General features: G+C 44.1%; 23 protein-coding genes. 12 read left to right on the plus strand and 11 right to left on the minus strand.

All coding sequences use genetic code 11. The features are described from left to right. Nucleotides 1-29: 29 nt before the first annotated feature. The 5 genes from yihA to FEM55_RS23465 all read left to right on the plus strand — a co-directional run bounded on the left by yihA (nucleotide 30) and on the right by FEM55_RS23465 (nucleotide 4,188). Nucleotides 30-638: a ribosome biogenesis GTP-binding protein YihA/YsxC gene (gene yihA / locus FEM55_RS23445; protein ID WP_138283761.1), complete on the plus strand. Its 609-nt coding sequence runs from the start codon at nucleotides 30-32 to the stop codon at nucleotides 636-638. Between the two features lie 99 nt (nucleotides 639-737). Next, nucleotides 738-1,247, plus strand: a complete 510-nt coding sequence (locus tag FEM55_RS23450; RefSeq protein WP_138283762.1) for a DUF5606 family protein — start codon at nucleotides 738-740, stop codon at nucleotides 1,245-1,247. Between the two features lie 82 nt (nucleotides 1,248-1,329). Continuing rightward, on the plus strand, nucleotides 1,330-1,989 hold the full coding sequence (gene deoC, locus FEM55_RS23455) for a deoxyribose-phosphate aldolase (protein WP_138283763.1): 660 nt from the start codon (nucleotides 1,330-1,332) through the stop codon (nucleotides 1,987-1,989). Beyond that, nucleotides 1,986-3,122 carry a glycosyltransferase gene (locus FEM55_RS23460; protein WP_138283764.1) on the plus strand — a complete coding sequence of 379 codons (1,137 nt, stop codon included), beginning with the start codon at nucleotides 1,986-1,988 and terminating at the stop codon, nucleotides 3,120-3,122. The genes deoC and FEM55_RS23460 overlap by 4 nt, the downstream gene beginning before the upstream one ends. Before the next feature lie 121 nt (nucleotides 3,123-3,243). Then, nucleotides 3,244-4,188 (plus strand): 3-oxoacyl-ACP synthase III family protein, encoded by a 945-nt coding sequence (locus FEM55_RS23465; protein WP_138283765.1) that lies wholly within the window; start codon nucleotides 3,244-3,246, stop codon nucleotides 4,186-4,188. 204 nt (nucleotides 4,189-4,392) lie between these two features. On the opposite strand, the gene FEM55_RS23470 is transcribed toward FEM55_RS23465, so the two are convergent. Further along, entirely contained in the window at nucleotides 4,393-6,387 is a 1,995-nt protein-coding gene (locus FEM55_RS23470) for a M1 family metallopeptidase (protein WP_138283766.1), read from the minus strand. 134 nt (nucleotides 6,388-6,521) lie between these two features. Here FEM55_RS23470 and meaB point away from each other — a divergent pair, with 134 nt between their 5' ends. Both meaB and FEM55_RS23480 read left to right on the plus strand, forming a co-directional pair. Further along, on the plus strand, nucleotides 6,522-7,514 hold the full coding sequence (meaB, locus tag FEM55_RS23475; protein WP_138283767.1) for a methylmalonyl Co-A mutase-associated GTPase MeaB: 993 nt from the start codon (nucleotides 6,522-6,524) through the stop codon (nucleotides 7,512-7,514). A 113-nt stretch (nucleotides 7,515-7,627) separates the two neighbouring features. Further along, entirely contained in the window at nucleotides 7,628-8,116 is a 489-nt protein-coding gene (locus tag FEM55_RS23480; RefSeq protein WP_138283768.1) for a lipocalin-like domain-containing protein, read from the plus strand. 46 nt (nucleotides 8,117-8,162) lie between these two features. Here FEM55_RS23480 and FEM55_RS23485 read toward each other — a convergent pair whose 3' ends face one another. Beyond that, nucleotides 8,163-8,594, minus strand: a complete 432-nt coding sequence (locus FEM55_RS23485; protein WP_138283769.1) for a YybH family protein — start codon at nucleotides 8,592-8,594, stop codon at nucleotides 8,163-8,165. A gap of 218 nt (nucleotides 8,595-8,812) precedes the next feature. Between FEM55_RS23485 and FEM55_RS23490 the strand changes: the two genes are divergently transcribed. Then, entirely contained in the window at nucleotides 8,813-9,691 is an 879-nt protein-coding gene (locus tag FEM55_RS23490; protein WP_138283770.1) for a diacylglycerol/lipid kinase family protein, read from the plus strand. Between the two features lie 52 nt (nucleotides 9,692-9,743). Then, the gene (locus FEM55_RS23495; RefSeq protein WP_138283771.1) at nucleotides 9,744-10,079 is read left to right on the plus strand and encodes a translation initiation factor; all 336 of its coding nucleotides are present in this window, start codon (nucleotides 9,744-9,746) and stop codon (nucleotides 10,077-10,079) included. Nucleotides 10,080-10,091: 12 nt separating this feature from the next. On the opposite strand, the gene FEM55_RS23500 is transcribed toward FEM55_RS23495, so the two are convergent. After that, nucleotides 10,092-10,547, minus strand: coding sequence for a DUF8785 domain-containing protein (locus tag FEM55_RS23500; RefSeq protein ID WP_138283772.1), 456 nt, complete (start codon nucleotides 10,545-10,547; stop codon nucleotides 10,092-10,094). A 64-nt stretch (nucleotides 10,548-10,611) separates the two neighbouring features. Beyond that, complete coding sequence (locus FEM55_RS23505) at nucleotides 10,612-11,853, minus strand: ABC transporter permease (protein ID WP_138283773.1); 1,242 nt, start codon at nucleotides 11,851-11,853, stop codon at nucleotides 10,612-10,614. Between the two features lie 232 nt (nucleotides 11,854-12,085). Here FEM55_RS23505 and ggt point away from each other — a divergent pair, with 232 nt between their 5' ends. Then, nucleotides 12,086-13,852, plus strand: a complete 1,767-nt coding sequence (ggt, locus tag FEM55_RS23510; RefSeq protein WP_138283774.1) for a gamma-glutamyltransferase — start codon at nucleotides 12,086-12,088, stop codon at nucleotides 13,850-13,852. A gap of 28 nt (nucleotides 13,853-13,880) precedes the next feature. Here ggt and FEM55_RS23515 read toward each other — a convergent pair whose 3' ends face one another. After that, a complete protein-coding gene (locus tag FEM55_RS23515; protein WP_138283775.1) occupies nucleotides 13,881-14,387 on the minus strand; it encodes a cupin domain-containing protein in 507 nt (168 codons plus the stop codon). Nucleotides 14,388-14,534: 147 nt separating this feature from the next. On the opposite strand from FEM55_RS23515, the gene nudK reads away from it, so the two are divergent. Next, on the plus strand, nucleotides 14,535-15,122 hold the full coding sequence (nudK, locus tag FEM55_RS23520) for a GDP-mannose pyrophosphatase NudK (protein ID WP_138283776.1): 588 nt from the start codon (nucleotides 14,535-14,537) through the stop codon (nucleotides 15,120-15,122). Between the two features lie 54 nt (nucleotides 15,123-15,176). Here the strand turns inward: nudK and FEM55_RS23525 are convergent, their stop codons facing one another. From FEM55_RS23525 to rpsU, 6 genes are all read right to left on the minus strand, one after another. Beyond that, on the minus strand, nucleotides 15,177-15,506 hold the full coding sequence (locus FEM55_RS23525) for a YtxH domain-containing protein (protein WP_138283777.1): 330 nt from the start codon (nucleotides 15,504-15,506) through the stop codon (nucleotides 15,177-15,179). Between the two features lie 122 nt (nucleotides 15,507-15,628). Continuing rightward, nucleotides 15,629-16,360 (minus strand): SIMPL domain-containing protein, encoded by a 732-nt coding sequence (locus FEM55_RS23530; RefSeq protein WP_138283778.1) that lies wholly within the window; start codon nucleotides 16,358-16,360, stop codon nucleotides 15,629-15,631. Nucleotides 16,361-16,601: 241 nt separating this feature from the next. Continuing rightward, complete coding sequence (locus FEM55_RS23535) at nucleotides 16,602-17,036, minus strand: MarR family winged helix-turn-helix transcriptional regulator (RefSeq protein ID WP_138283779.1); 435 nt, start codon at nucleotides 17,034-17,036, stop codon at nucleotides 16,602-16,604. Nucleotides 17,037-17,399: 363 nt separating this feature from the next. Next, entirely contained in the window at nucleotides 17,400-19,985 is a 2,586-nt protein-coding gene (locus FEM55_RS23540) for a phosphoenolpyruvate carboxylase (protein ID WP_138283780.1), read from the minus strand. 66 nt (nucleotides 19,986-20,051) lie between these two features. After that, complete coding sequence (locus FEM55_RS23545) at nucleotides 20,052-20,924, minus strand: tyrosine-type recombinase/integrase (protein WP_138283781.1); 873 nt, start codon at nucleotides 20,922-20,924, stop codon at nucleotides 20,052-20,054. A gap of 105 nt (nucleotides 20,925-21,029) precedes the next feature. Then, on the minus strand, nucleotides 21,030-21,224 hold the full coding sequence (gene rpsU / locus FEM55_RS23550; protein WP_026629542.1) for a 30S ribosomal protein S21: 195 nt from the start codon (nucleotides 21,222-21,224) through the stop codon (nucleotides 21,030-21,032). A 157-nt stretch (nucleotides 21,225-21,381) separates the two neighbouring features. Here rpsU and FEM55_RS23555 point away from each other — a divergent pair, with 157 nt between their 5' ends. After that, nucleotides 21,382-22,317, plus strand: coding sequence for a Ppx/GppA phosphatase family protein (locus FEM55_RS23555; protein ID WP_138283782.1), 936 nt, complete (start codon nucleotides 21,382-21,384; stop codon nucleotides 22,315-22,317). Nucleotides 22,318-22,323 lie beyond the last annotated feature (6 nt).

Here is a 22,323-nt window from a genome sequence, read left to right on the forward strand (position 1 = left end):
CTTTACAGTCTCAATAACGTAAAAAATTTATGAAAGTTCAGGATGCCAGATATGTTATGAGCAATTCGGATTATCAGAAATGCCCTTCGCCTGATTTGCCCGAGTATGCTTTCATCGGAAGGTCCAATGTGGGCAAATCGTCGCTCATCAATATGCTTGTGGAAAAAAAGTCGCTGGCCAAAACTTCGCAGCAGCCTGGAAAAACGCAGCTTATCAATCATTTTCTGATCAATAATTCGTGGTACCTCGTCGACCTGCCGGGTTATGGCTATGCCAAGGTCAGCAAAGTGGAGCGCGAGAAATGGGAAAAGATGATCGGAGATTATCTTCATAACCGTGAAAACCTGATCTGCACCTTTGTACTGATTGATATCCGTCACAGCGCACTGGCCGCAGACCTGGATTTTATGGCGAATCTGGGCGAAGCGGGCATTCCGTTCCATATTATTTTTACCAAAGCGGACAAGCTCAAATCCGGGCAGGTTGCGAGCAATGTGGAGGCATACAGGCAAAAACTGGAAGAAATATGGGAAGAAGTGCCGCCGATGTTCATTTCTTCGGCAGAAAAAAATGAGGGCAGGGATCCGATTCTGGAAACAATAGAAACTTATAACCAGTCGTTTCAAAATACAAAGTAGCCGTAAGGTTGTTTAAGGGCCAATCTTTCTGTTATTTTGCGCAAAATTTAGTCATAGCATTCGACACAAAATCAAGATCTATCTAATAGTTAAGAAAGGATGAGTGAAAAAGCAGAATCAACCGGAATGGATTTGTTGAAGGAAATTGCCAATGTTTCAGGGAAAAGCGGTTTGTTCCGGATTCTGAAGCCAAGCCGTGCAGGCGTAATCGTTGAAAGCCTGGATGAAAAACGTGAAAAAACACTGATCGGGCCGACAGCTCGCGTTTCGGTGTTAAAAGATGTTTCGATCTTTACAGATGGCGAAGAAGAATCCGTTGCTCTGGCTGATGTTTTTCTTAAAATCCGGGAAGTACACGGCGAAGAAATCGCCTTGCCGGTAAAAACATCTTCTGAAAAAGAACTGATCGAGTTTCTGGATGAAGTTCTTCCCGAATTCGACAGATCCAAAGTTTATGTTTCCGACATTAAAAAAATCATAACCTGGTATAATTTATTGTCAAAATATACGCCTGAGCTTTTTGCCGTACAGCAGACCGAAGAAGCAGCAGCAGAGCCAGCTGCGGAAGCTGCCGCAGAACCGGTTAAGGAGGAAGAAAACGAAGCTTAATTCAGGATTACAGACGAATTGCAATAGAACCCTGTCGTACCGGCGGGGTTTTTACTTTTCAAAAGATCCGGCAAAAACAATCATGATCCCTATTTCTGACTTTATAGATCACACGCTGCTTGGCCCGACGGCAAGCGAAACGGATATCCGCAAAATTTGTGAAGAAGCCTGGATCCATCAGTTCAAAGCCATTTGTGTGGCACCGTCTTATGTAACCTATGCCGTTGAAATGCTGGAATTTTGTCCCGTAAAAATTGAAATTGCTACGGTAATCGGTTTTCCTTTCGGCTATTCAACAACCAGGTCAAAAGTATCTGAAGCCAGTGATGCTTTGCAGAACGGAGCTACGGAACTGGATGTTGTCATGAACATTTCCCGCTTCAAATCCATGGCTTATCTGAGCGTGCGTGAAGAATTAAGAATGCTTTCCGAACGGACGCATGAAAAAGATGCCTTGCTCAAAGTCATCGTGGAAACGACTTTTCTGGATTCTTTTGAATTGTACACGGCTGCTGAAATCTGCGCCGAATCCGGCGCAGATTTCATGGTGACTGCCACCGGAATGGCAGGAAATCATTCGGATGAAGAAACCGTTCGCAAGCTGAAAATGATACTGCCGCCGCATGTCCGTATAAAAGCAGCAGGAGAAATACTGACGCATGCACAAGCTCGTGCTTTTATTGACGCAGGCGCATCGCGCATCGGAACTGCAAGCGGAATTTCGATTGTTTCTGAACTATGAACAGGCAGCGGATTTTGCTTCTGAGCGCTGTTCATCCGGCAACAGACCCGCGAATTTTGTACAAAATTGCGCCTTCACTGGCCATGCACTATGAAGTTTTCTGTGCATTGCCCAATGCACATCCGGATCAGCAGGAAAGCAATATTGCATTCATTAATCTTCCCTGTTTCCGGCAATTGCTGTCCAGACTCCTGTTTTGTCATCCGGTTATGCTGTGGAAATGCCTGCGTATTCGTCCGAATCTGGTGCATATTTTTGTTCCCGAACTGATTCCCGCAGCTTTTCTTTTTAAATGGCTTGGAGCAAAGATTATTTACGAAGTGCAGGAAAACCTTTATAAAAAATTCAGCATCAAGCAGTTTAATAATGGTTTACTGTTCCGCTCCATTTTCAGGCTTTTTGATCATCTTGCCCGAAAAAGCTTTTTCTGCGTTTTTACGGAAGACGCTTATCTTGATGAGTACGATAATCTTGCATTTCCGCATGCCATAATTCATAATTATGCTTCCATTCCGTTTATTAATGAATACGGTGTCCGGAGATTTGCGGCAAATGACAAACCGGAATTTTTCTACGCAGGTGTGATTTCCATGGAAAGGTGCTTTGATGTTCTGGTTACGGCATTGTCAAAGTTGAAAAGCCGGTATCCGGATTTTAAAATGCACCTGTTCGGGTCCGTCCGTTTTCAGCCGGACGAAGCAGCAAGTTTGCCGGGTTATGCCGAGATTCGCCCGAATCTGATATTTTACGGGTACACAGACCAGAAAACGCTGCTTTCCTATGCAAAAAATGCGCTTGCCGGCATTGCACTGCTGAAACCGGTTGCGGATTACCCTGATTCCTACACAACCAAATTGTTTGATTATATGGCTTTGAAATTGCCCGTTGTTGCATCTGATTTCCCGCTTTACAGGCGTGTGGTGGAACAATCGGAATGCGGGTTTTGTATTTCTCCTTATGATGCCGGTATATTGTACCAGAAACTGCTATGGCTGATCGAAAATCCCGAAAAAAGTGCCGTAATGGGCAGAAACGGACGGAAAGCAGTCGAAATGCATTACAACTGGAAACAGGAAGAAGCCGTTCTTTTATCATTTTACCAAACAATCCTGGAACATTCAGGTGAATCATAAAAGATTATAATTTATAAAACTTATTATTGAATTGTTCAAATATTAAGTGCTACGATTTCTACGAAATATTTAACTTTCGGAATCAAATAGAATCGTAGCTTGCGAAGTCAACTTCTCAATCATGTATATTAATACAGTCAGTCATTATTTGCCAAGCGAAGTAATTGGTAATGAATATTTTACAAATATTAACAATCTGTCTCACGAGTGGATTGTAGAACGTACCGGAATTTCAGAAAGACGTAAAGCTTCTAAGGATGAAAATACAACCACAATGGCGATCAAGGCCGTTGAATCCCTGCTTGAAAGCATTCCTTACAGTAAAAACGAAATCGATCTGATTGTCGGGGCAACTTACACACCTTATGATACCATTGTTACATTGGCTCATGCCGTTCAATATCAGCTTCAGATCCCGGATATTCCGGTTGTAAGTATTTCATCCGCCTGTTCTTCCCTGCTGAACGCCATCGAAATTGTTGAAGGCTATTTCGCACTTGGCAAAGCATCTAAAGCCATTGTTGTCGTATCAGATCATAATACGGCTTATTATAACGAAATGGATACTGTTTCCGGACATTTATGGGGCGACGGTGCTTCTGCAATTCTGATTTCAAAGGAACGCCAGACCGACTCGGATATGCAGATCAAAAAGCTCATTACGGGCGGTGCAGCCACAAGCGGGAAAGCGATAGAAGCCGTCGTACTGCGCCCGAACGAGCGCGGCGTTGTGATGCCTTTCGGTCGCGATGTATTTCAGAATGCCTGTATTTATATGCCGAAAGTCAGTCAGCAGGTTTTGCAGGCATGCGGCCTTACCATTGATGACCTTGATTATCTTATCCCGCATCAGGCCAATCACCGCATCAGTCTGAATGTAATCAATACGCTTGGAATCCCGGCGGAAAAACTCATTTCAAATATTCAGTATCTGGGAAATACGGGCTGTGCAGGCTGCGCCATTGCACTTTCTGAAAATAAGGACAAGTTTAAAAAAGGAGAAAATATTGTCATCACCGTTTTTGGCGGCGGCTACTCTTACGGTGCCATGCTGATTACGGTATAATCGAAATCCGTTTTTAAACAGTTTATAAAATAAAATCCTTTCAGCAAATTGATGCTGAAAGGATTTTATTTTTGCGATTAGCTTTTAGCGATTAGCTGCTGGCTATTTATTTTAAAGCTGTTTTTATAAAAGTTCAGAAAACTCCTAAAATCCATTTTCCAGGTGCCGTTAGCTAAAAGCTAATTGCTGATAGCTAACAGCCATTTAATTCACTTCCGGCTCTGCAAACATCGCAGGCTTCCATGTATTGTTTTCAGGGTTAACGTCCGGCAGGCTGTGCTCCGGATCAATGGTTACCGAGCGGATAGCCTGCTGTGTAGATGCTTTGAAAGTCCAGCTTCCGCCGCGCTGCCAGATTTCAACGGGCAGTTCCACTCTGGTTTTTTTGCCGCTAACTTCTTCAATATCCACCTTGGCCGGCATTGCCCAGCGATCCAGGTTTTCTATTGTGATAAAAGACCCTTTTTGCGGGTTTTGCTCCACATAGCTGACGTCTTTCACACTCTGATCCAGTTTGTAATTTTCAAAAAACCAACCTTTCCAGAACCAGCCCAGATCTTCTCCGGCTGCATCTTCCATTGTCCTGAAAAAATCGTATGGCGTAGGATGTTTGAAAGCCCAGCGTTGAACGTACAAATGGAATGCATAGTCAAACCGGTCTTTTCCAAGAACCTGCTCTCTGAGCATTTTCAAACCGAGTGCCGGCTTGTAATAGGCTTCCCAGCCAAGGTTTACAGCTTGTACAACATCCGGAATTGTCATGATCGGATCTGCTTTCGGACGGAAAATCATCGGTGCGAGCCGCTGCATGTCATTCATTTGAGGACTTTTATATTCTCCGTTGTTGAAATTATCTGCTGACAGGAAGTTGATAAAAGTATTGAAACCTTCATCCATCCACGCATATTTACGTTCGTTGGTACCCACAATCATCGGGAACCAGTTATGGCCGAATTCATGATCTGTTACGCCCCAAAGATCGTCTTTACGGCTTTTGCTGCTGCAGAATACAATTCCAGGATATTCCATACCGCCAACGATGCCAGCGACATTGGTCGCAACCGGATAAGTATATTCATGAATATAACCGGAATAAAATTCGATGCAGCCTTTTACGTATTCCGTGGAACGTCCCCATCCGTCCAGACCGCCGTCTTCAGCAGGATAAACGGATTGCGCCAATGCCGTTTTCCCTTTCGGCAAATTCATTTTTGCAGCATCCCAAACGAACGCCTTGGAAGTAGCCCAGGCTATATCGCGTGCCTGAAGGCAGCGGAAACGCCATGTTAATGTTCCGGATTGTTTAGGTCGCGTTGCCGAATTGGTTACTTCTTCTGCGCTGCGGATGATTACAGTCTGGTCACTTTTTGCTGCATCGGCCAGTCTTTTGCGCTGTTCAGCCGTAAGCACATCATTCGGGTTCAGCAATTCTCCCGAGCCGACGACGATATGGTCCCAGGGAACGGTAACATTGTATTCAAAATCGCCATATTCCAGGTAAAACTCTCCGGCTCCAAGGTAAGGAAGCAGGTTCCAGCCTTCAATGTCGTCGAAAACAGCTACACGAGGATACCATTGTGCCATTTCATAAATAATACCGTTTTTGGTTTCCAGCGTTCCCATACGGTCAGAACCGTACTCCGGAATTTTGAATGAATAAGCAATTTTGATTTTAATAACATCTCCGTTTGCTTTTACAGGCGTATTCAGACGGATCTGCATGCGTGTATCGGTAATTTTGTAATCGGCCTGTGTAAACTTGTCTTTTCCCTGCTGCACAGAAACAGCCTGAATGGAATCGCCGCCGTTAAAACCGGTATTTCCAAAACGGCCGCCTGTAACCGGCGTAGTCCTTCCGCCTCTCGAATGATCGCTGAACGCATTCTGATCCAGCTGAAGCCAGATGAATTCAAGGTTTTCCGGACTGTTGTTTTTGTAAGTCAGTTCCACGTCGCCGCTTACGATGCCTTTTGCTTCGTCAAGTGCAACATTGATCTTGTAGTCGGCCTTGTTTTGCCAGTATTTCGGGCCGGGCGCACCGCTTCCTGTACGGTATTCATTTCCAGGCTGAAAATTAAACAGAGGATGAAAAAGCGTATGCGCATCATACTTCGGCTTTTCAGGCTCCTGCGCAAATGCATTGAAGAATCCAAGGCTGCCCATAGCAAACAGTCCGAGGCGAAATATTAAAAGTTTCATTCGTATGATTTAATAAATATGTAATTGTAAACGAGCAATATACAGCTTTTCGCCTTTTTTAAAATAAAAAGTTTGATTTTTGCCTGTGAATAACGGTTTAAAACAGGCTTTGATTTTTCGTCAGTAAACATTCCATGCACCCACGCCTTTCTGTTGATGAATATACCAAAGGAATTCTGGCAGGCGACAGAAACACGCTCAGCCGGGCTATAACTTTAACGGAAAGCAGGCTCCAAGAGGACAAAATACTGGCTGCGGCAATTCTTCAGAATGTTCTTCCCTATACAGGCAATGCCTTGCGGATCGGGATTACAGGCGTGCCCGGCGTCGGAAAGAGTACATTCATAGAAGTGTTAGGAAAACATATTACTTCACTCGGAAAACGCGTTGCTGTTCTGGCGATTGATCCTTCCAGCAAAAAATCGGGCGGCAGCATTCTGGGCGATAAAACACGCATGGAGAAACTGGCTCACGATCCGATGGCTTTTATCCGGCCGTCGGCAACCGGTTTGTCGCTCGGCGGCGTGGCCCGAAGCACCCGTGAAAGCATGCTGCTTTGCGAAGCTGCCGGTTATGAAGTCATTTTGATAGAAACCGTCGGTGTAGGCCAGTCGGAAACGCTGGTGAAAGGCATGACAGATTTCTTTCTGCTGCTGATGCTGGCAGGTGCCGGTGACGAGCTTCAGGGAATGAAGAAAGGGATTACAGAAATGGCGGATATGATTGCCATAAACAAGTGTGACGGCGATAACAAAGCAGCGGCACAAAAGGCGATGGCCGCGTTCAGGAATGCACTTCATTTGTTTCCAAAGCCGGAATCAGGTTTCAGCAATCCGGTTGTATGCTGTTCCGCATCCGAGGAAAGCGGCATTGCGGAAATCTGGGAACATGTGCAGCGCTTTCATGAGATTACGTCAGAAAATGACTTTTTTATAAAAAACCGGCAATTGCAAAGTCTGGAATGGATGCAGGATTCTGTCCGGCAAATGCTGGAAGAAAACTTTTACGATCATCCGGATATTAAGCGTAAATTAACGGCTGTAAGGAAAGCAGTTACAAAAGGCGAGCTGCTTCCGGTTGCCGCTGCACAGCAATTGATTAATTTGTTTGTAAAAAGAACGATATGATCTTGTAATGGAAACACAGGCTTTCATTTGTGGTACAGAAATTATAAGCTGAGATTTCCTGATTTAAATTTAAAGTTGCATCCTAATTCACAATAATCAACAATTTATAATTTATGAAAAGAATGATTAACGCTTTGAGCAGAGTTACTTTACTGACTTTCATTTTTACTGCACTTGCATTTTCTGCATGTAAAGACAAGGATGATCCGGATCCCGTTTTGCCCGATACCAATCCGATCGTAGGCAAATGGCAGCTTACAGCCATTACGCCGGAAGTAGCCGGCACCAATATTCCGGCACTTGTTTTCCTGACGACCGTTGCGCCGTCCTGTCTTTACGATCTGAAACTTACTTTTAACGCAAACAATACGATCACGACTTCAGACTGTGACGCTGCAGTTTCCCTTATTGAACCGTTTGTACCCATTGGTACCGATGCAAAATGGGAAGTGGATGGCGACAAACTGATTCTGACCAAAGGATCAGCCAGCGAGGAATTCAAAATTACGCAAACGGCTACGGACCTGACGGTTGTTGTAAACACTCAAACAGATACCACCAAGCCGGCTGTAAATGTTCTGTTACTGTTTAAAAAAGTGTAAAATCAGAAAGCTGGCATCCAGTTAAAGCCGTAGAACAAAGCCGGCTTTAACTGGTATGGTCACAAATGATGACCCATTTGCCGTTGATTTTTTTCCAGAGAATCGTATAGTAACCTTCCAGATCGCCTTTTTCCGGGCGTGTCAGATGAAATTTGCCAACCAGAAAAGCAACGTCCGGCTGCGGCTCTGTAAAATTGATATACGTAAATTTCAGCGTTCCCATGGCAGCACGGTCCGGATAGCGCTTCAGATAACCTTCATAAGTTGCTTTATAGCCATAAGTAACGCCGCTTTTCCCTACAAACATCAGCGAGTCGGATTCCCAGTAGCCATTCATAAAAGCTGCGATATCTCCTTTGTTCCAGTCGGATGCCTGCCGGTCCATAATGGCATAAATAGTTTCCCTGTTACTTTTGATTTGCGCCATTCCTGAAACAGCTGTGGTGAGCAGAATAAGGGTAAAAAGCCAGTTTCTCATATTTTTTACGATTTTTGCAAAATGAATCCTGATTTTAAATATACACGAAAGATTCATTCCAAAAGATTGTATTTACAAATCAGCATCCAACCGGCATGAGCAAGTTCGATCATTTATTCAAAAAGCTTGACCGCCAGAAATATCCGTTCATTGATGGCATTTATTATTTGTTCATTCTCGTTTTTCTGCTCATCCTGTTCATCTTTTTTTCCTGACCTGTGGACAAGCTGCCTTACCTTTTCATTCTGAATCCCAATTCCGGCACTTCCATTGGTAAAAAAGCGGAAATAATCGGGCAGGTGATTCAGAACTTTGCAGAAAAAAGCGGGAATCAGGCCACGGTTCTTTTTACAAAAGAGCGCGGCCATGCCACTGCGATTGTAAGGGAAAACCTTGCAAAAACAAACTGGAAAGCCATTGTAGCTGTTGGCGGCGACGGCACGGTAAATGAGATTGCGCGCGCATTGATCGGCACGGATACGCCGGTCGGAATATTGCCGCTGGGATCGGGAAACGGACTGGCCAGGCATCTCGGCCTTCCGCTTACGCTGGAAGGATCGCTTAAAAGGATTTTTGAAGGAAAAATCATCACCATTGACAGCGCGCAACTGAACGACATTCCGTTTTTCTGCATTGCCGGAATCGGCTTTGATGCCTATGTCGGCTATTTGTTCAGTCAGCAAAGCAGACGCGGGCTTGCTACTTACGTTCAGGTTTCCGTACAATCTTACTGGAATTACAAACCGCAGTCGTTGCGGCTAAATGGTGTTGATACACAGGCATTCTCCCTTTCTTTTGCCAACGCCGGCCAGTTCGGGAACAATGCTTGGGTTGCGCCTCAAGCCAGTCTTCAGGATGGATTGCTGGACGTATGCGTTATAAAGCCTTTTCCGAAATGGTACGGAACCTCGCTGGCGTACAGGCTTTTTACCAAAGGGCTTAAAAACTCACGTTACATTGAATACCGGAATATGACGGAATTGTCTGTGGAAATGGATGCGCCGCCCGTCATCCATTACGACGGCGAACCGATGCAGCTGGAAACAAACTTTATTAAAATTAAAATAAATCCCGAAAGCTTACGTGTAATCGTTTAAGGTGTTTTTATAAATAAAAGTACGTTTTGCAGACACTAAATCCATTTGTTTTATGTCAAAGAAAAACCGCGAAGGCATTATATACTCCACCAATCCCGATTATGAATATCAGGATTCAGGAAACGAAGAACCCGAAACATTGTCACCTGCACAGCAGGATTTAAGGATTTGGCTCGACCGCAAAGGAGGCGGGAAAGTTATTACAGTTGTGAAAGGCTTCATCGGGACAAACGCCGATCTGGAAGCTTTGGGAAAACAGCTTAAAGCACTTTGCGGAAGCGGCGGAACGGTAAAAGACCATGAAGTACAGATTCAGGGCGATCACCGTGAAAAAGTAATCAACTGGCTTGCCGGAAAAAATTACAAGGCAAAAAAAGCGGGAGGTTAATCCTCCCGCAAGTTATAAAGTGGCGTTGGTGTCCAGTTCTGTCGGTGCAGGCAACTGCTTTGGTGTTTCAGCAGCGGGCGGAAAATTACTGCCGCGTCCGGTGTCAAGTACTTCCACGTTGGTGACAAAGAATTGCGTATCGCCATTCCACGGCAGCTGGAAGAACTTTTCCTCGTAAGTAAGAGAAACACGGTGCCCGTTTGCAATCGCATCTTCCAGCTTTGCAATGGCATCTTTATTTTTACTGCTTACTGAAAATATCCATCGCTGGGAATTCATAGTTCCTTCCCCTTCATAAAGGCCGCCCATTCTGAGTTCGCCTTCATAGGTTTTAAATAAATACCCTTTGTTACTTAGCCTCGTAACAAAACCTCCGCGCTTTCCTTCGCTGTAATATCCAAAAGTAAGGTAATACAGGATTCCAAACACAATGGCCAGAAATATGGCGAATATGACCCATTTACGCATAACAGTAATTTTCAGTTTTTTGGTACAAGCGAACTTCGCAAAACAGTTTGATTTTTCCTAGTCATTATTTTGCACGAATGGCAATGACCGGATCCATCCGTGCGGCGAGCAAAGCAGGAATTATTCCCGAAAGCACGCCTATGATGCTGGAAACTCCCAATCCCAGAATGATATTTCCGGGAGTAAGTAAAATTTCCAGCGATCCTGCAGGAACAAATGACAATAAGTATACCAGAAATATCCCGACCACACCGCCCACAAGGCTGAGCATAACCGCTTCAAACAGGAACTGAAAAAGAATGGAATAGTTTTTAGCGCCGAGCGACTTCTGTATACCAATGAGATTGGTACGTTCTTTTACGGAAACAAACATGATATTGGCAATTCCGAAGCCGCCTACCAAAATGGAAAAACTGCCGATTACCCAGCCGGAAAGCGTCAGTACTGCAAAAAGTCCTTCCAGCGCCTTTGCGGCAGCTTCGGGACGATTCAGTGAAAAATTATTTCCGTCTCTCGGCTTTATTCCTCTTTTGGTACGCATCAAGCCTGTAATTTCCGCTTCTGCTTCCAGCATGCCTTCATCGCCGGGCAGTGCTTTCACTACAATATCCGCATTTCTGCGCCCTGACTGGAATAATTTAGAAAATGAAGCAAAAGGAATAATACAGATCTTGTCCGGGCTGCCACCGAAATTCACAAGACTTTCTCCTTTTTTAACCTGTACGCCGACTACTGTAAATTTATTTCCTGAAAGCTTGAACTCCTTTCCGACAGGATCCTGTCCCGGAAACAACGATTCGCCGATGTCTGCACCGATTATAGCTACATTTCGGGCATTGTTCGTTTCCAGCGGGATAAAATACCTTCCCGCGCCGATTGCAATATCGGCTATCTGATTATACTCATACGAAACGCCCTGGATTTGCGCTATAATGCTGTTTGAACGGTTTTTTAGGGTTGTGCTGCCATGAAAGTCCATAACGGCCACAGCACTGGCATTTTCCATATTTTCATACAAATATTTGTACTCGGCAAACGTCGGTTCCGGCCACTGAAAATATTTCCACCACTGGTACTCACCGCCAAAACCCCACGGCCATTTCTGAACGTAAATTACTTTGTCGCCAATGAAGCTCAGACTGTCCTTGATGTTCTTTTCCAGCGAATCCACAATGGTAAATACCGCTACGATAGCAAATATTCCAACCGTCACGCCAAGCAGCGACAAAATGGTACGGGTAATGTTGGATCTCAGCGCCTGAAGGGCAAATCGAAAACTTTCCAAAAGCTGCCGTAAAATTTTCATAAGGACATGATGTATAGAATAAGCTTGAATTTTTCCTGTGGAATTCAAAAGTTAGCAGTTAAGTACAAGGTCCTAAAACAAATTGGTATAAATGGCAATTAAAAATGACCAAACTGGATCCATGCATTTTAACAGTAAAAACATTCTGTGGAAAAATTTCATAAAACACATATAATATTCCTGTTTATAAAGACATTTAATATCTTACATCATCCACTACAACACAACTGAAATGGCTGTACGTTACCAATTACTTTTTCTGGCCGGCATGTTGCCCGGGTTTCTGGCTGCTCAGAAACCGGTTCAGGAATCGACTGGATTTTACCAGTTTCTTTCGGATGATCCCAACCAGAAACCATTCTACAGCGACCGGCAAGGCGTAATTGCCCAAAACGGAATGGTGGCTTCTGCGCATCCGGAAGCATCCAGAGTAGGCGTTGATATATTGAAAGCAGGCGGTAATGCCATTGATGCGGCTGTTGCCGTTCAGTTTGCACTTTCCGTTGTGCATCCGTCGGCCGGAAATATCGGCGGAGGCGGTTTTCTGGTTTTCCGGGATAAAGACGGCAAGAGTTTCAGCATCGATTTTCGTGAAAAAGCACCTGCAAAAGGTCATGCGGACATGTATCTGGACAAAGACGGCAATGTAATCCCGAATGCAAGCATACTCGGCCGGCTGGCTTCAGGCGTGCCGGGTTCCGTAGCCGGAATGGCGGAAGCACATTCGAAATATGGAAAATTATCGTGGAAAGCCGTTTTGCAGCCCGCCATTGATCTGGCGGAAAAAGGCGTGATCCAGACGGAAAGGGAAGCACGCGGGCTGAATGCTATCAAACAGGACTTATTGAAACTGAATCCGGGTACAAAATATTTTATCAATCCGTCCGGAAAAGAATGGGTTGCCGGTGATGTTTTAATTCAGAAAGATCTGGGGAAAGTTTTGCGCCGCATACAAAAGAAAGGCCGGGACGGATTTTATGCAGGCAAGACGGCCCGAAAGCTGGTTAAAGACATTAACCGCAACAACGAAGGAATTATCAGCAAAAAAGATCTTGCAGCGTACAATGCGCAATGGCGGCCGACTATCACTGAAAATTACAAAGATTATAAAGTAATCACCATGTCGCCTCCGTCCAGCGGCGGCATTGCGCTGGTGCAGCTGATGCGGCTTACCGAACAGCATCCGCTGCGTAAATGGGGCTGGCACAGCGATTCGACCATTCAGGTGATGATCGAAGCCGAGCGCCGCGTGTATGCAGACCGGGCGAAATTTCTGGGCGATCCCGATTTTATTAAAATTCCCTCAGAAACACTGATGAGCCGGGATTATCTTCAGAAACGCTGGAATGATTTCAGCTGGGATAAAGCAACAGACAGCAAAACCATAGCGGGCGGCACCTTTCCGGGATACGAAAGTCTGGAAACGACGCATTTTTCCATTGTGGACAAAGAAGGAAACGCAGTTTCGGTAACCACAACATTGAATGGAGGCTATGGCAGCCGTGTTGTTGTTAAAGGCGGCGGGTTTTTTATGAACAACGAAATGGACGATTTCAGCATAAAACCGGGCGCACCGAACATGTACGGACTGATCGGTAACAAGGCCAATGCCATTGCCCCCGGCAAACGCATGCTTTCTTCCATGACACCTACGATCATTGAAAAAGGCGGCAAGCTGCTGATGGTTGTAGGCACGCCGGGCGGCTCGACGATTATCACATCGGTATATCAGACAATCCTGAATGTGCTGGAACATGGCATGACGATGCAGCAGGCCGTAAATGCGCTGAAATTCCATCATCAATGGCTGCCGGACAAAACTACTTTTGAGGCCAACGCTTTTTCGGAGGGAACGATCAGGAAATTGCAGGAAAAAGGATACATTCTTGAACAGCAGCGTAATACGATTGGCCGTATGGACTGCATCCTTGTAAACCCGGACGGCACGCTGGAAGGCGGCTCCGATACGAGAGGCGATGACACAAGCGCAGGTTACTAGCCTGTACCGTACTTTTTTCCGGATTGATTCAGGATCTTGTCAGTTCCCGGATTAATCCGGAATGCTGCGGATACAATGCCTGCAATGCTGCCTGCTCTGCCATTTCAAAATCCTCAAAGTCAAAACCCGGCGCTACGGTACAGCCAACCAATGCATAGGAACTTCCGGCACACGGACGGGATGCAAACCAGCTTCCGGCCGGAACAACGGCCTGAAACGTTTCTTCTTTTTCAGGATCATTTCCCAACCGGATTATTTCCAGATTTCCTGTTTCGGCATCAATCACAAAGATTTCCAGCGCGTCACCTGCGTAAAAATGCCACATTTCATCAGACTGAATCCGGTGAAATGCAGAAAAATGATGTGCTTCCAGCAAAAAGTAAATACCCGTTGAATAACACCTTGCTCCTTTAAAGCGCTTTGGCAAAGCATCCTTTTCAATCATTTCTGCCGAACGGTAAGTTTCTGTAAAATATCCGCCTTCAGGATGCTGCTTCAGGCTGTATTTTTTAATCCAGAAGGACGCTTGTTGCATAGATTGCTGTAATCAGATTTTTGAAATAATCCTGTATGACGGTTTTAGGGTTTTGCCTTTTACTCAATTATACATTCTTCTGCTTTAAAATGAAAAGGATTAATTAATTTTGCTCAAAATAAATCATAAACAATCAAATTTGATCAAATGAATAATAACAAAGTGACCATCATTTCTGAAGACATTCTTTCCGACAATTGGTATACGCTTAAAAAATACACGTTTGATTACGAACGTGAGGACGGAAAAGTAGAGCGCCAGTCGAGGGAATCATACGATCGCGGAAACGGCGCAACGATTTTGCTTTACAATACCGAAAAGCAGACGGTGCTGCTCACAAGACAATTCCGCATTCCGAGTTATGTAAACGGCAATCCGTCCGGAATGCTGATTGAAGCCTGTGCGGGTTTGCTGGACAAGGATAATCCGGAGGATTGTATTATCCGGGAAACCGAAGAAGAAACCGGATACAGAATCAAATCCGTCCAAAAGATTTATGAAGCTTATATGTCGCCGGGATCTGTGACCGAAATACTCTATTATTTCACAGCTGAGTATTCGGACGATATGAAAGTAAGTCAGGGCGGCGGAAAAGAACAGGAGCAGGAAAATATTGAAGTTATGGAAATTCCGTTTGTTCAGGCACTGGAAATGATGAAAAGCGGAGAAATAAAAGATGCAAAAACGATTATACTGCTTCAGTATGCGCAGATAAACGGCTTGTTCAAAGCATAAAAAAGCTGTCCCGAAATCTTTCGATTCGAGGACAGCTTAACAATTTATCTGAAACTATGAAATCGGGTCAGGAATAGGCATTGTTTCGGGTGTAGCCGCAGTCGCTCCTTTGTTTCCTGTAAATTTTTCGTAAAGATCTTTAAAAAATGCTTCAGCTTCCGGAAAGCTGCTCTTTAAACCGTCAAATCCTTTGGCTTTCAGCTCATCCAGATACTCCGGCGCTTTATTCACGGCCCCTTCTGCATCTGATTTGATATTGTTTGCTTTTGTCTTCAGATCTTCCAGAAGCTTTTCTCCTTCTTCACTCTGAAGATATTTGTGCGCAGCTACTCCGGCAGCAGCGCCAAGAATAAATGTGGCCAGGTGTTTTGAATTTATGCTCATGATTTCCAGTTACTTGATTTAAAATTAGTTAAAGATTAAATTTCTTTACAAAAAATGTGCCTTACTGATTCGAAACGGTTCCCAGAAAAGTTATGCCTGCATTTCAGCAATGTTCAACTACTTTACTTAATTTCAAATGCAGCCTGCATGCGGTAACTTATTTTTATTTTCTGGTAAGCAATATCGCTGTCCGGAGCAGCATCCGCCTCGGCCATCGCCATGGTTCTCATGTTTGATTTTGCAAACATTGGTTGCGGATAATACACGTTTTCGTCCAGTTCCCGAACTTCAAGCACTTGTCCCAGTTTCTGGTCAAGCGCTCCCAAAAGGTAATTTGCTTTTTCCTTTGCTGCTTTTAATGCATCAATTTTTACCTGCTTTTTAAACTCTTCTTTTTTGGAATGATCCACACGGGCAACATTTGCATATTGTATGCCCCGGCTGTCTATTTTTGACAGTACGCCGTCCAGCTTGTCCGAGCGGTCCACTTTGAGTTCGTATTCCTTGCTTTCCAGAAAAGTAGTCGGTTTTTTCTTTTTGTCCGCATAATTCTGATAGCCGCCCAAGCTGCTGACTGACAATGCCTCTTTGGGAAAACCTGCGTCTGTAACCGCTTTGATAAGCTGCTTTTCCAGTGTGCTGATTATTACTTTGTTTTTCTGGCTTTTTTCATCTTCGTAGTATTCTCTTAATGAGATACTGAAATAAATTTCGTCGGGGACAACTTCCATTTCGGCAAAGCCTGCTACTTCAATTTTCCGGACCGGATTTTGTTGTGATGAATTCATTTGTGCAAGAGAAGGGAATACAACAGCACCGAACATCAGTGCTGCAAGCAAAATGGTTTTTTTCATGGCTTGATAAATGATGGTATAAGTTAAAAATGGCCTGAACTGACGGCAAAATTAGCATTTGTTATCAGTTTTAAAGGTTAGATAGAAACACATGCCAAAGGTTTAAGCAAGTGTAAAAATGATTCCCGTTTTATGATATGACCGGGTTCATCGCAGCTCATAAAAAATGCGAAAACAAAGAGTTACCTTTTTGTCTTCGCATTTTTTGATCGTAAAACCGTAGAGTTGCTTTGCTGGAATTTCAGGTAAAATTCTGATAAATGGAGTCCATTATACGGACAAAATGCTGATAATCGGAGTCATTAAGACTTCCCCATCCTTTTCTGCGAATGTCTGCCACAATAGGAAAAGCCTGATTATAGATAGCTTCTCCATTCTTGGTAAGAAACAGATTAAACTTGCGCCTGTCTCCGGCAGCAGGGCCACGCTGCACCAATCCTTTTTTTTCCAGCAGATCGATAATGCGCGTAACGGTTGGCGGGTCTTTGAACGTAAGTTCTGCCAGCTCGTTCTGACTGATTCCCTGTTTGCGAAATATATGATCAATAAGAACCCATTGATCCACCGTCAAGTCAAAACCTGCTTCTGTAAGCTGCTTTTGCAAAGCGTTCCTGATTTTCTTGATAGTCGTGTCTATTTTGAAAAAGTAGGCACGCTGATCGGAATGATGTGTCATGCGGAGTACGGTTGAGATTAGCGACAATAAGGACTACCTTTTATAAGTCCGCTCAACTATTCGTCTACTAATAATTGCAGGAAAATTTAATCGATGGTTGTTTCTACATGACCTTTAATTAAATACTATTAACCTCAGGAGTAACAAAATGATTTATCAAGCAGTAACATTACATTAACCAAGCGTATAATAATCCAAACTATTCTAGTGCATTCTTGGAACAGTTTCTGAATATCGCAATTCTATGCTGTTTATATAAAAATTGTTAAGTTCAACTTTGTCATTCTGATTGAATTTACACGAAAAAGGTCTGCCCTGAAATATATTTCCTGGCAGACCTTTTATTAATTATTATAACGTAAACTACGCCGAGTTTCTGGCCGCATTGATAATCCCGAACATAGCCCGCATAATCAGTTGATTGTACGTTTCTACATCCACCGGCAATGTTTTGGAATCCTGTGCCAGCATCTGCAGTGCATATTGCTGAATGGTGATCAACGGCAGGACAATCCGTTCACGCGTTTTGATGGAAACCTTTGTAATGTTGTTGCTGTCAAGCAATTCCTTCTGCGCTGAAACTTCCAGCAGCAGATCGCGTGTCAGCAGAAATTCATTGTACATTTTATCCCAGAATTCTGTGTAATCTTCTTCGTCACGCAGGTATTTGGTTGCAGGAAAAAATGCTTTCGACAGCGACTGCATGGAGTTTTCAATCAGTGTCCGGAAAAAGAGCGACTTCTTGTATAACTGGATAATATCTTCTTTCCTGCCGTCTTCAATCAATTGCTGAATGGCCGTTCCGAACCCGTAAAAACCCGGCACGTTCTGTTTCATCTGCGCCCACGATCCTACAAACGGAATCGCACGCAGATCTTCAAATTTCAAGCCTTCATCATCGTTGCCGCGTTTGGTAGGACGGCTGCCTATGTTCGTCTGGCCATAAAAACGCAGCGGCGTCTTTTTGTCAAGATATTTTACAAACATCGGATGATTTTTAAGATCAAGATAAGAGTTATAGGCGGCCTCCGCCATTTGTTCAATCAATACCTTGTCGTTTTCAGACAATTCTTCTTCAACCCTGCTTCCTCTGAACAAATGATTTTCAAGTCCGGCCGTAAAAAGCCTTTCCAGATTATACATGGCCGTAGTTACCGTTCCATAATTGGAACTGATCGTTTGTCCCTGTACGGTCAACTGAATTTCCTTATCCTCAATGTCTTTTCCCAGAGAAGAATAGAAATTATGGTTATTGCCGCCGCCACGAGCAGGAGGTCCGCCGCGTCCGTCGAAGAAAGTGACTTTAATCCCGAATTCCCGTGAAACCTGCGTCAGTTCTTCTTTTGCACGGTATATAGACCAGTTTGCTCTCAGATAACCGCCGTCTTTTGTTCCGTCTGAAAAACCAACCATAATGGTCTGATGGTTTTCACGGTTATTTAAATGGTTCCGGTAATATTCATTCTCATACAACTGGCGCATAATACCCGGCGCATTGGCAAGGTCGTCCACCGTTTCAAACAACGGAACCACATCCAGCGCCAGCTTGCCTTCTTCATCGGCAATGAGGTTTTTGGCCAGAGCCACAACCTGCATGACATTCAAAGCCGAAGTATTATTGCTGATTACATAACGATGTGCCCCTTTTTCCCCGTTGTTGTGCTGAATTGTCTTGATAGCACGGATCGAGCCCAGAATATCTTTTGTCAGTTCATCTTCGTAGTCTTCATCACGCAGCGGAATGTTCAGAGAAAGGAGCAGATCAATTTTCTTTGCTTCATCCCAGCTTTCGTAATCACTGTATTTCAGCAGAGGAACCTTCTTTTCAAGTCTTTTTAAAATATCTTCCCACGCTTTTGCATGCTTGCGGCTGTCCTGACGAACATCCAGGCTGGCAAAAAAGAACCCGAAAATATTCAGTTTCAGGATAAAATTATCCAGCAGCTCCACAAACAATCCCTGATGCTTGGAAACCAGCACTTCGCGGGATTTCAGCAGCTCATCAATCAGTTCCTGTGCGTTGCTGTACCCTTCCTCAAACGGCCCGAAAATGGTACTGTTCATTTTTCTCTCCGCCAGTGCAACAGCCTCATCCACACCCTTGAAAGTCAGGCGGCGCCTTAATGTTCTCAGATCACGGTAATAGCCTCTCAGCAACGTTTCTCTTAATCGGGCTGCAACCTGAAGTGTGATTTCAGGGTTTACAAACGGATTGCCGTCCCGGTCGCCTCCCGGCCAGAAACCAAGCCGGTAAACATTCGGGTAAGGCCAGTCGTGCACGCTCATGCCCAGGCCGTTGATCAGTTTTTCAAGAATGGAAGGAATCGCATCGTAATATACATTCTCAAGAAACCAGCAAAGGCTTACAGCTTCATCGAAAGGAGTCGGTTTTTCGTGATTGATAAAAGCCGTTTTGCCGAGTTGCAGAAGCAGCTGATTTACTTCGGTAAAATCGTTTTTCTTGATCGCATCTTCAAGATCGTTGATGATGCCCAGCACTTTACCGGAGTAAAACTGCGTAGGATGTGCGGTAAGCACAATGCGCACGCTGAAATCTTCCAGCTTTGCAAGCAGCTTTTTCTTAAGTTCTTCACTGTCCAGCCGATCCGTCAGATAATTGACAGAGCCTTTTCCGGTCAGGTCATGCGTAAGATCAAAGGCTGCATCTTCCACAGAATCGAAAAGCACTACTTGCCGTTCAATGTACTGAATAAAAGCAAAAAGCAGATCTGCCCTTTCCTTTGGCGTAGCAGTTTCCAGCAATTCCGAAAAAAAATGCTCAATGATTTCCTTTGGAGATTTCCCTTCCTGAAATCCTGTCTCACTTTGTTGTGTAAGAATGGGAAGCAACGAACCTGTCTGAAAAATGCCGCGATAAGGCAAACTCAGAAAAAGGCTGTTAAAAATATTGTACTTCGTTACAACTGCGTCCTGGAAACTATTATTCATATTCTGAAGACAAAATTATATTCTGAAACTTGCAATAAAAGCAAAGATACTCTTAAAAAATGGGTTTCAGGCCTTTGGATGGGCTTGCTGATGTGTTTTTTTAAGCTTTTCAATGGAGTTGTGCGTATATATCTGTGTTGCTGCCAGATTTGCATGGCCCAGTAATTCTTTGATGGCATTCAGGTCCGCGCCTCTGTTGAGCAAATGCGTTGCATAGGTATGACGCAATACGTGCGGACTTTTTTGTGAAAGAGTAGTTACAGCAGATAAATATTTTTTTACCGTTCGCTGAACAAAAACCGGATAAACCGGCTTGCCGGAATCTGTAAGGATAAGAAAATCCGTATCTTCGGAAGGTGCTCTCAGTTGCAGATATTTGATGAGCAGTTCAGTCAGCGAAACGGAAACGGGAACAATACGCTCTTTGGACCTTTTCCCAAAAACCCGGATGGTCCGAGCCGCCAGATCCAGGTCTTTTACTTCCAGACTGACGATTTCCGCAAGACGGATGCCGCTGCCATACAGCAGTTCCATAATGGTACGATCGCGTATTCCTTCAAAATCATCGGTAAATGCAGCTTCTTCAAAAAGCATTTCCATGGATTTTTCTTCTACAAACGCAGGCAGCTTTTTACGGGTTTTTAAAGCAGAAAGAATTTTGGAAGGATCGTTTGAAATCACTTTCCTGCGTTTCAGAAAGCTGTAATAAGTACGCAAAGAAGCAATTTTGCGGTTAACAGACGATGGATTGAGACTTTCTTCCATCAGGCTCACAACCCACGACCGGAGCATGGGCGGGCTGGCACTTTCCGGCGTACTGCATTCATACTGGAACAGCAGATACTTCTGAAACTGGTCCAGATCCGTCTGATATGCTTTCACCGTATGCTCACTTGCACGTTTCTCAAACTTCAGGTATTCCAGAAATAATGTTATCATGGCCCTAACATACAAAAAAGAGCAATCTGTGACAAGACTGCTCTTTTTGTACTGATAGGATATAACTTTTCCTTACAGGATCTTTCAGAAACAAATTCCGGAGAACTAGTCTTCTAAATGACCGTAGGTTTTTTCTTTGTAAACGGCACGCAAAACTTCGAAACGACGTCTTACAGATGGCTTTTCGAAAGCAGTACGGGCGCGAAGCTGGCGCATTGTACCAGTTCTTTCAAATTTCTTCTTGTAACGCTTAAGAGCGCGGTCAATCGATTCGTTGTCTTTAATGTTTATAATAAGCATGCTTATAAAATATAATGTTCTTTGAATTGGTTTCTGAAATCGGACTGCAAAGAAAAGCTATATCCAACAGAAAATCAAGAAATAAGTCATTAATATTAGGTTATTTTTGTATTAATTGTGCTGGCATACAAACCACTAACCCGCTAAACAGCCCGATATGAACGCGCGACTGGGAATTATTGACTTAGGAACCAATACTTTTCATCTCCTCATCACAGACAAAACAAACGATTCTGCCACTACCGTTTTTCATGAAAGCAGGCCTGCCCGGATCGGGCTTGGCGGGATCAGCAAGCGCATTATAACACCTGAAGCCCGTGACCGCGCACTTGCCGTCCTGGAATATTTCCGGGAAAAGCTGGATTTCTTTGGCGTCAAACAGGAGCACACATTTGCCTTTGGAACCAGTGCCATCCGGAATGCAGATAATCAGGCCGACTTCTGTTCAGAAATCTTGACTAAAACCGGCATTTCCATTCATGTAATCGACGGCAACCGGGAAGCTGAATACATTTACAAGGGTGTACGTTACGGCGCCGCTCTCCGAAATGATCCCTGCCTGATCATGGACATCGGCGGAGGTAGTGTAGAATTTATTATAGGCAATGAAAACCAGATTTTCTGGAAGCAAAGCTTTGAAATCGGCGGACAGCGGCTGATGGAAAAATTCATGCGAAATGATCCGATGTCACAATCAGACAGAAAGAACCTTTACAATTATTTTGAAGAAAACCTGATCCCGCTTGCGAATGCTGTTCACCAGTATGCACCCGTGAAGCTTGTCGGCTCTTCCGGGACATTTGATACGCTTGTTGACATTGATTATCAGTATAGAACAAACTCACGGCCTCCCAAAAACGAGACGGATTTTACGCTTCCGCTAGCAGAATTTTACAGGATTTACACGGCTATACTTTCCGGTAATCATCAGGAACGCATGCTTATACCGGGCATGATTGAACTGCGCGTGGACATGATTGTCGTGGCAGTCTGTCTTGTGGATTACGTCCTGAAAAATTACGGCATCAATAAAATACAGGTTTCCAGTTACGCGTTGAAAGAAGGTGTGCTCGCCGAACTTCTGAATATTTAACTACAA

The organism is Dyadobacter sediminis (assembly GCF_005860765.1).
Taxonomy (GTDB): domain Bacteria; phylum Bacteroidota; class Bacteroidia; order Cytophagales; family Spirosomataceae; genus Dyadobacter; species Dyadobacter sediminis.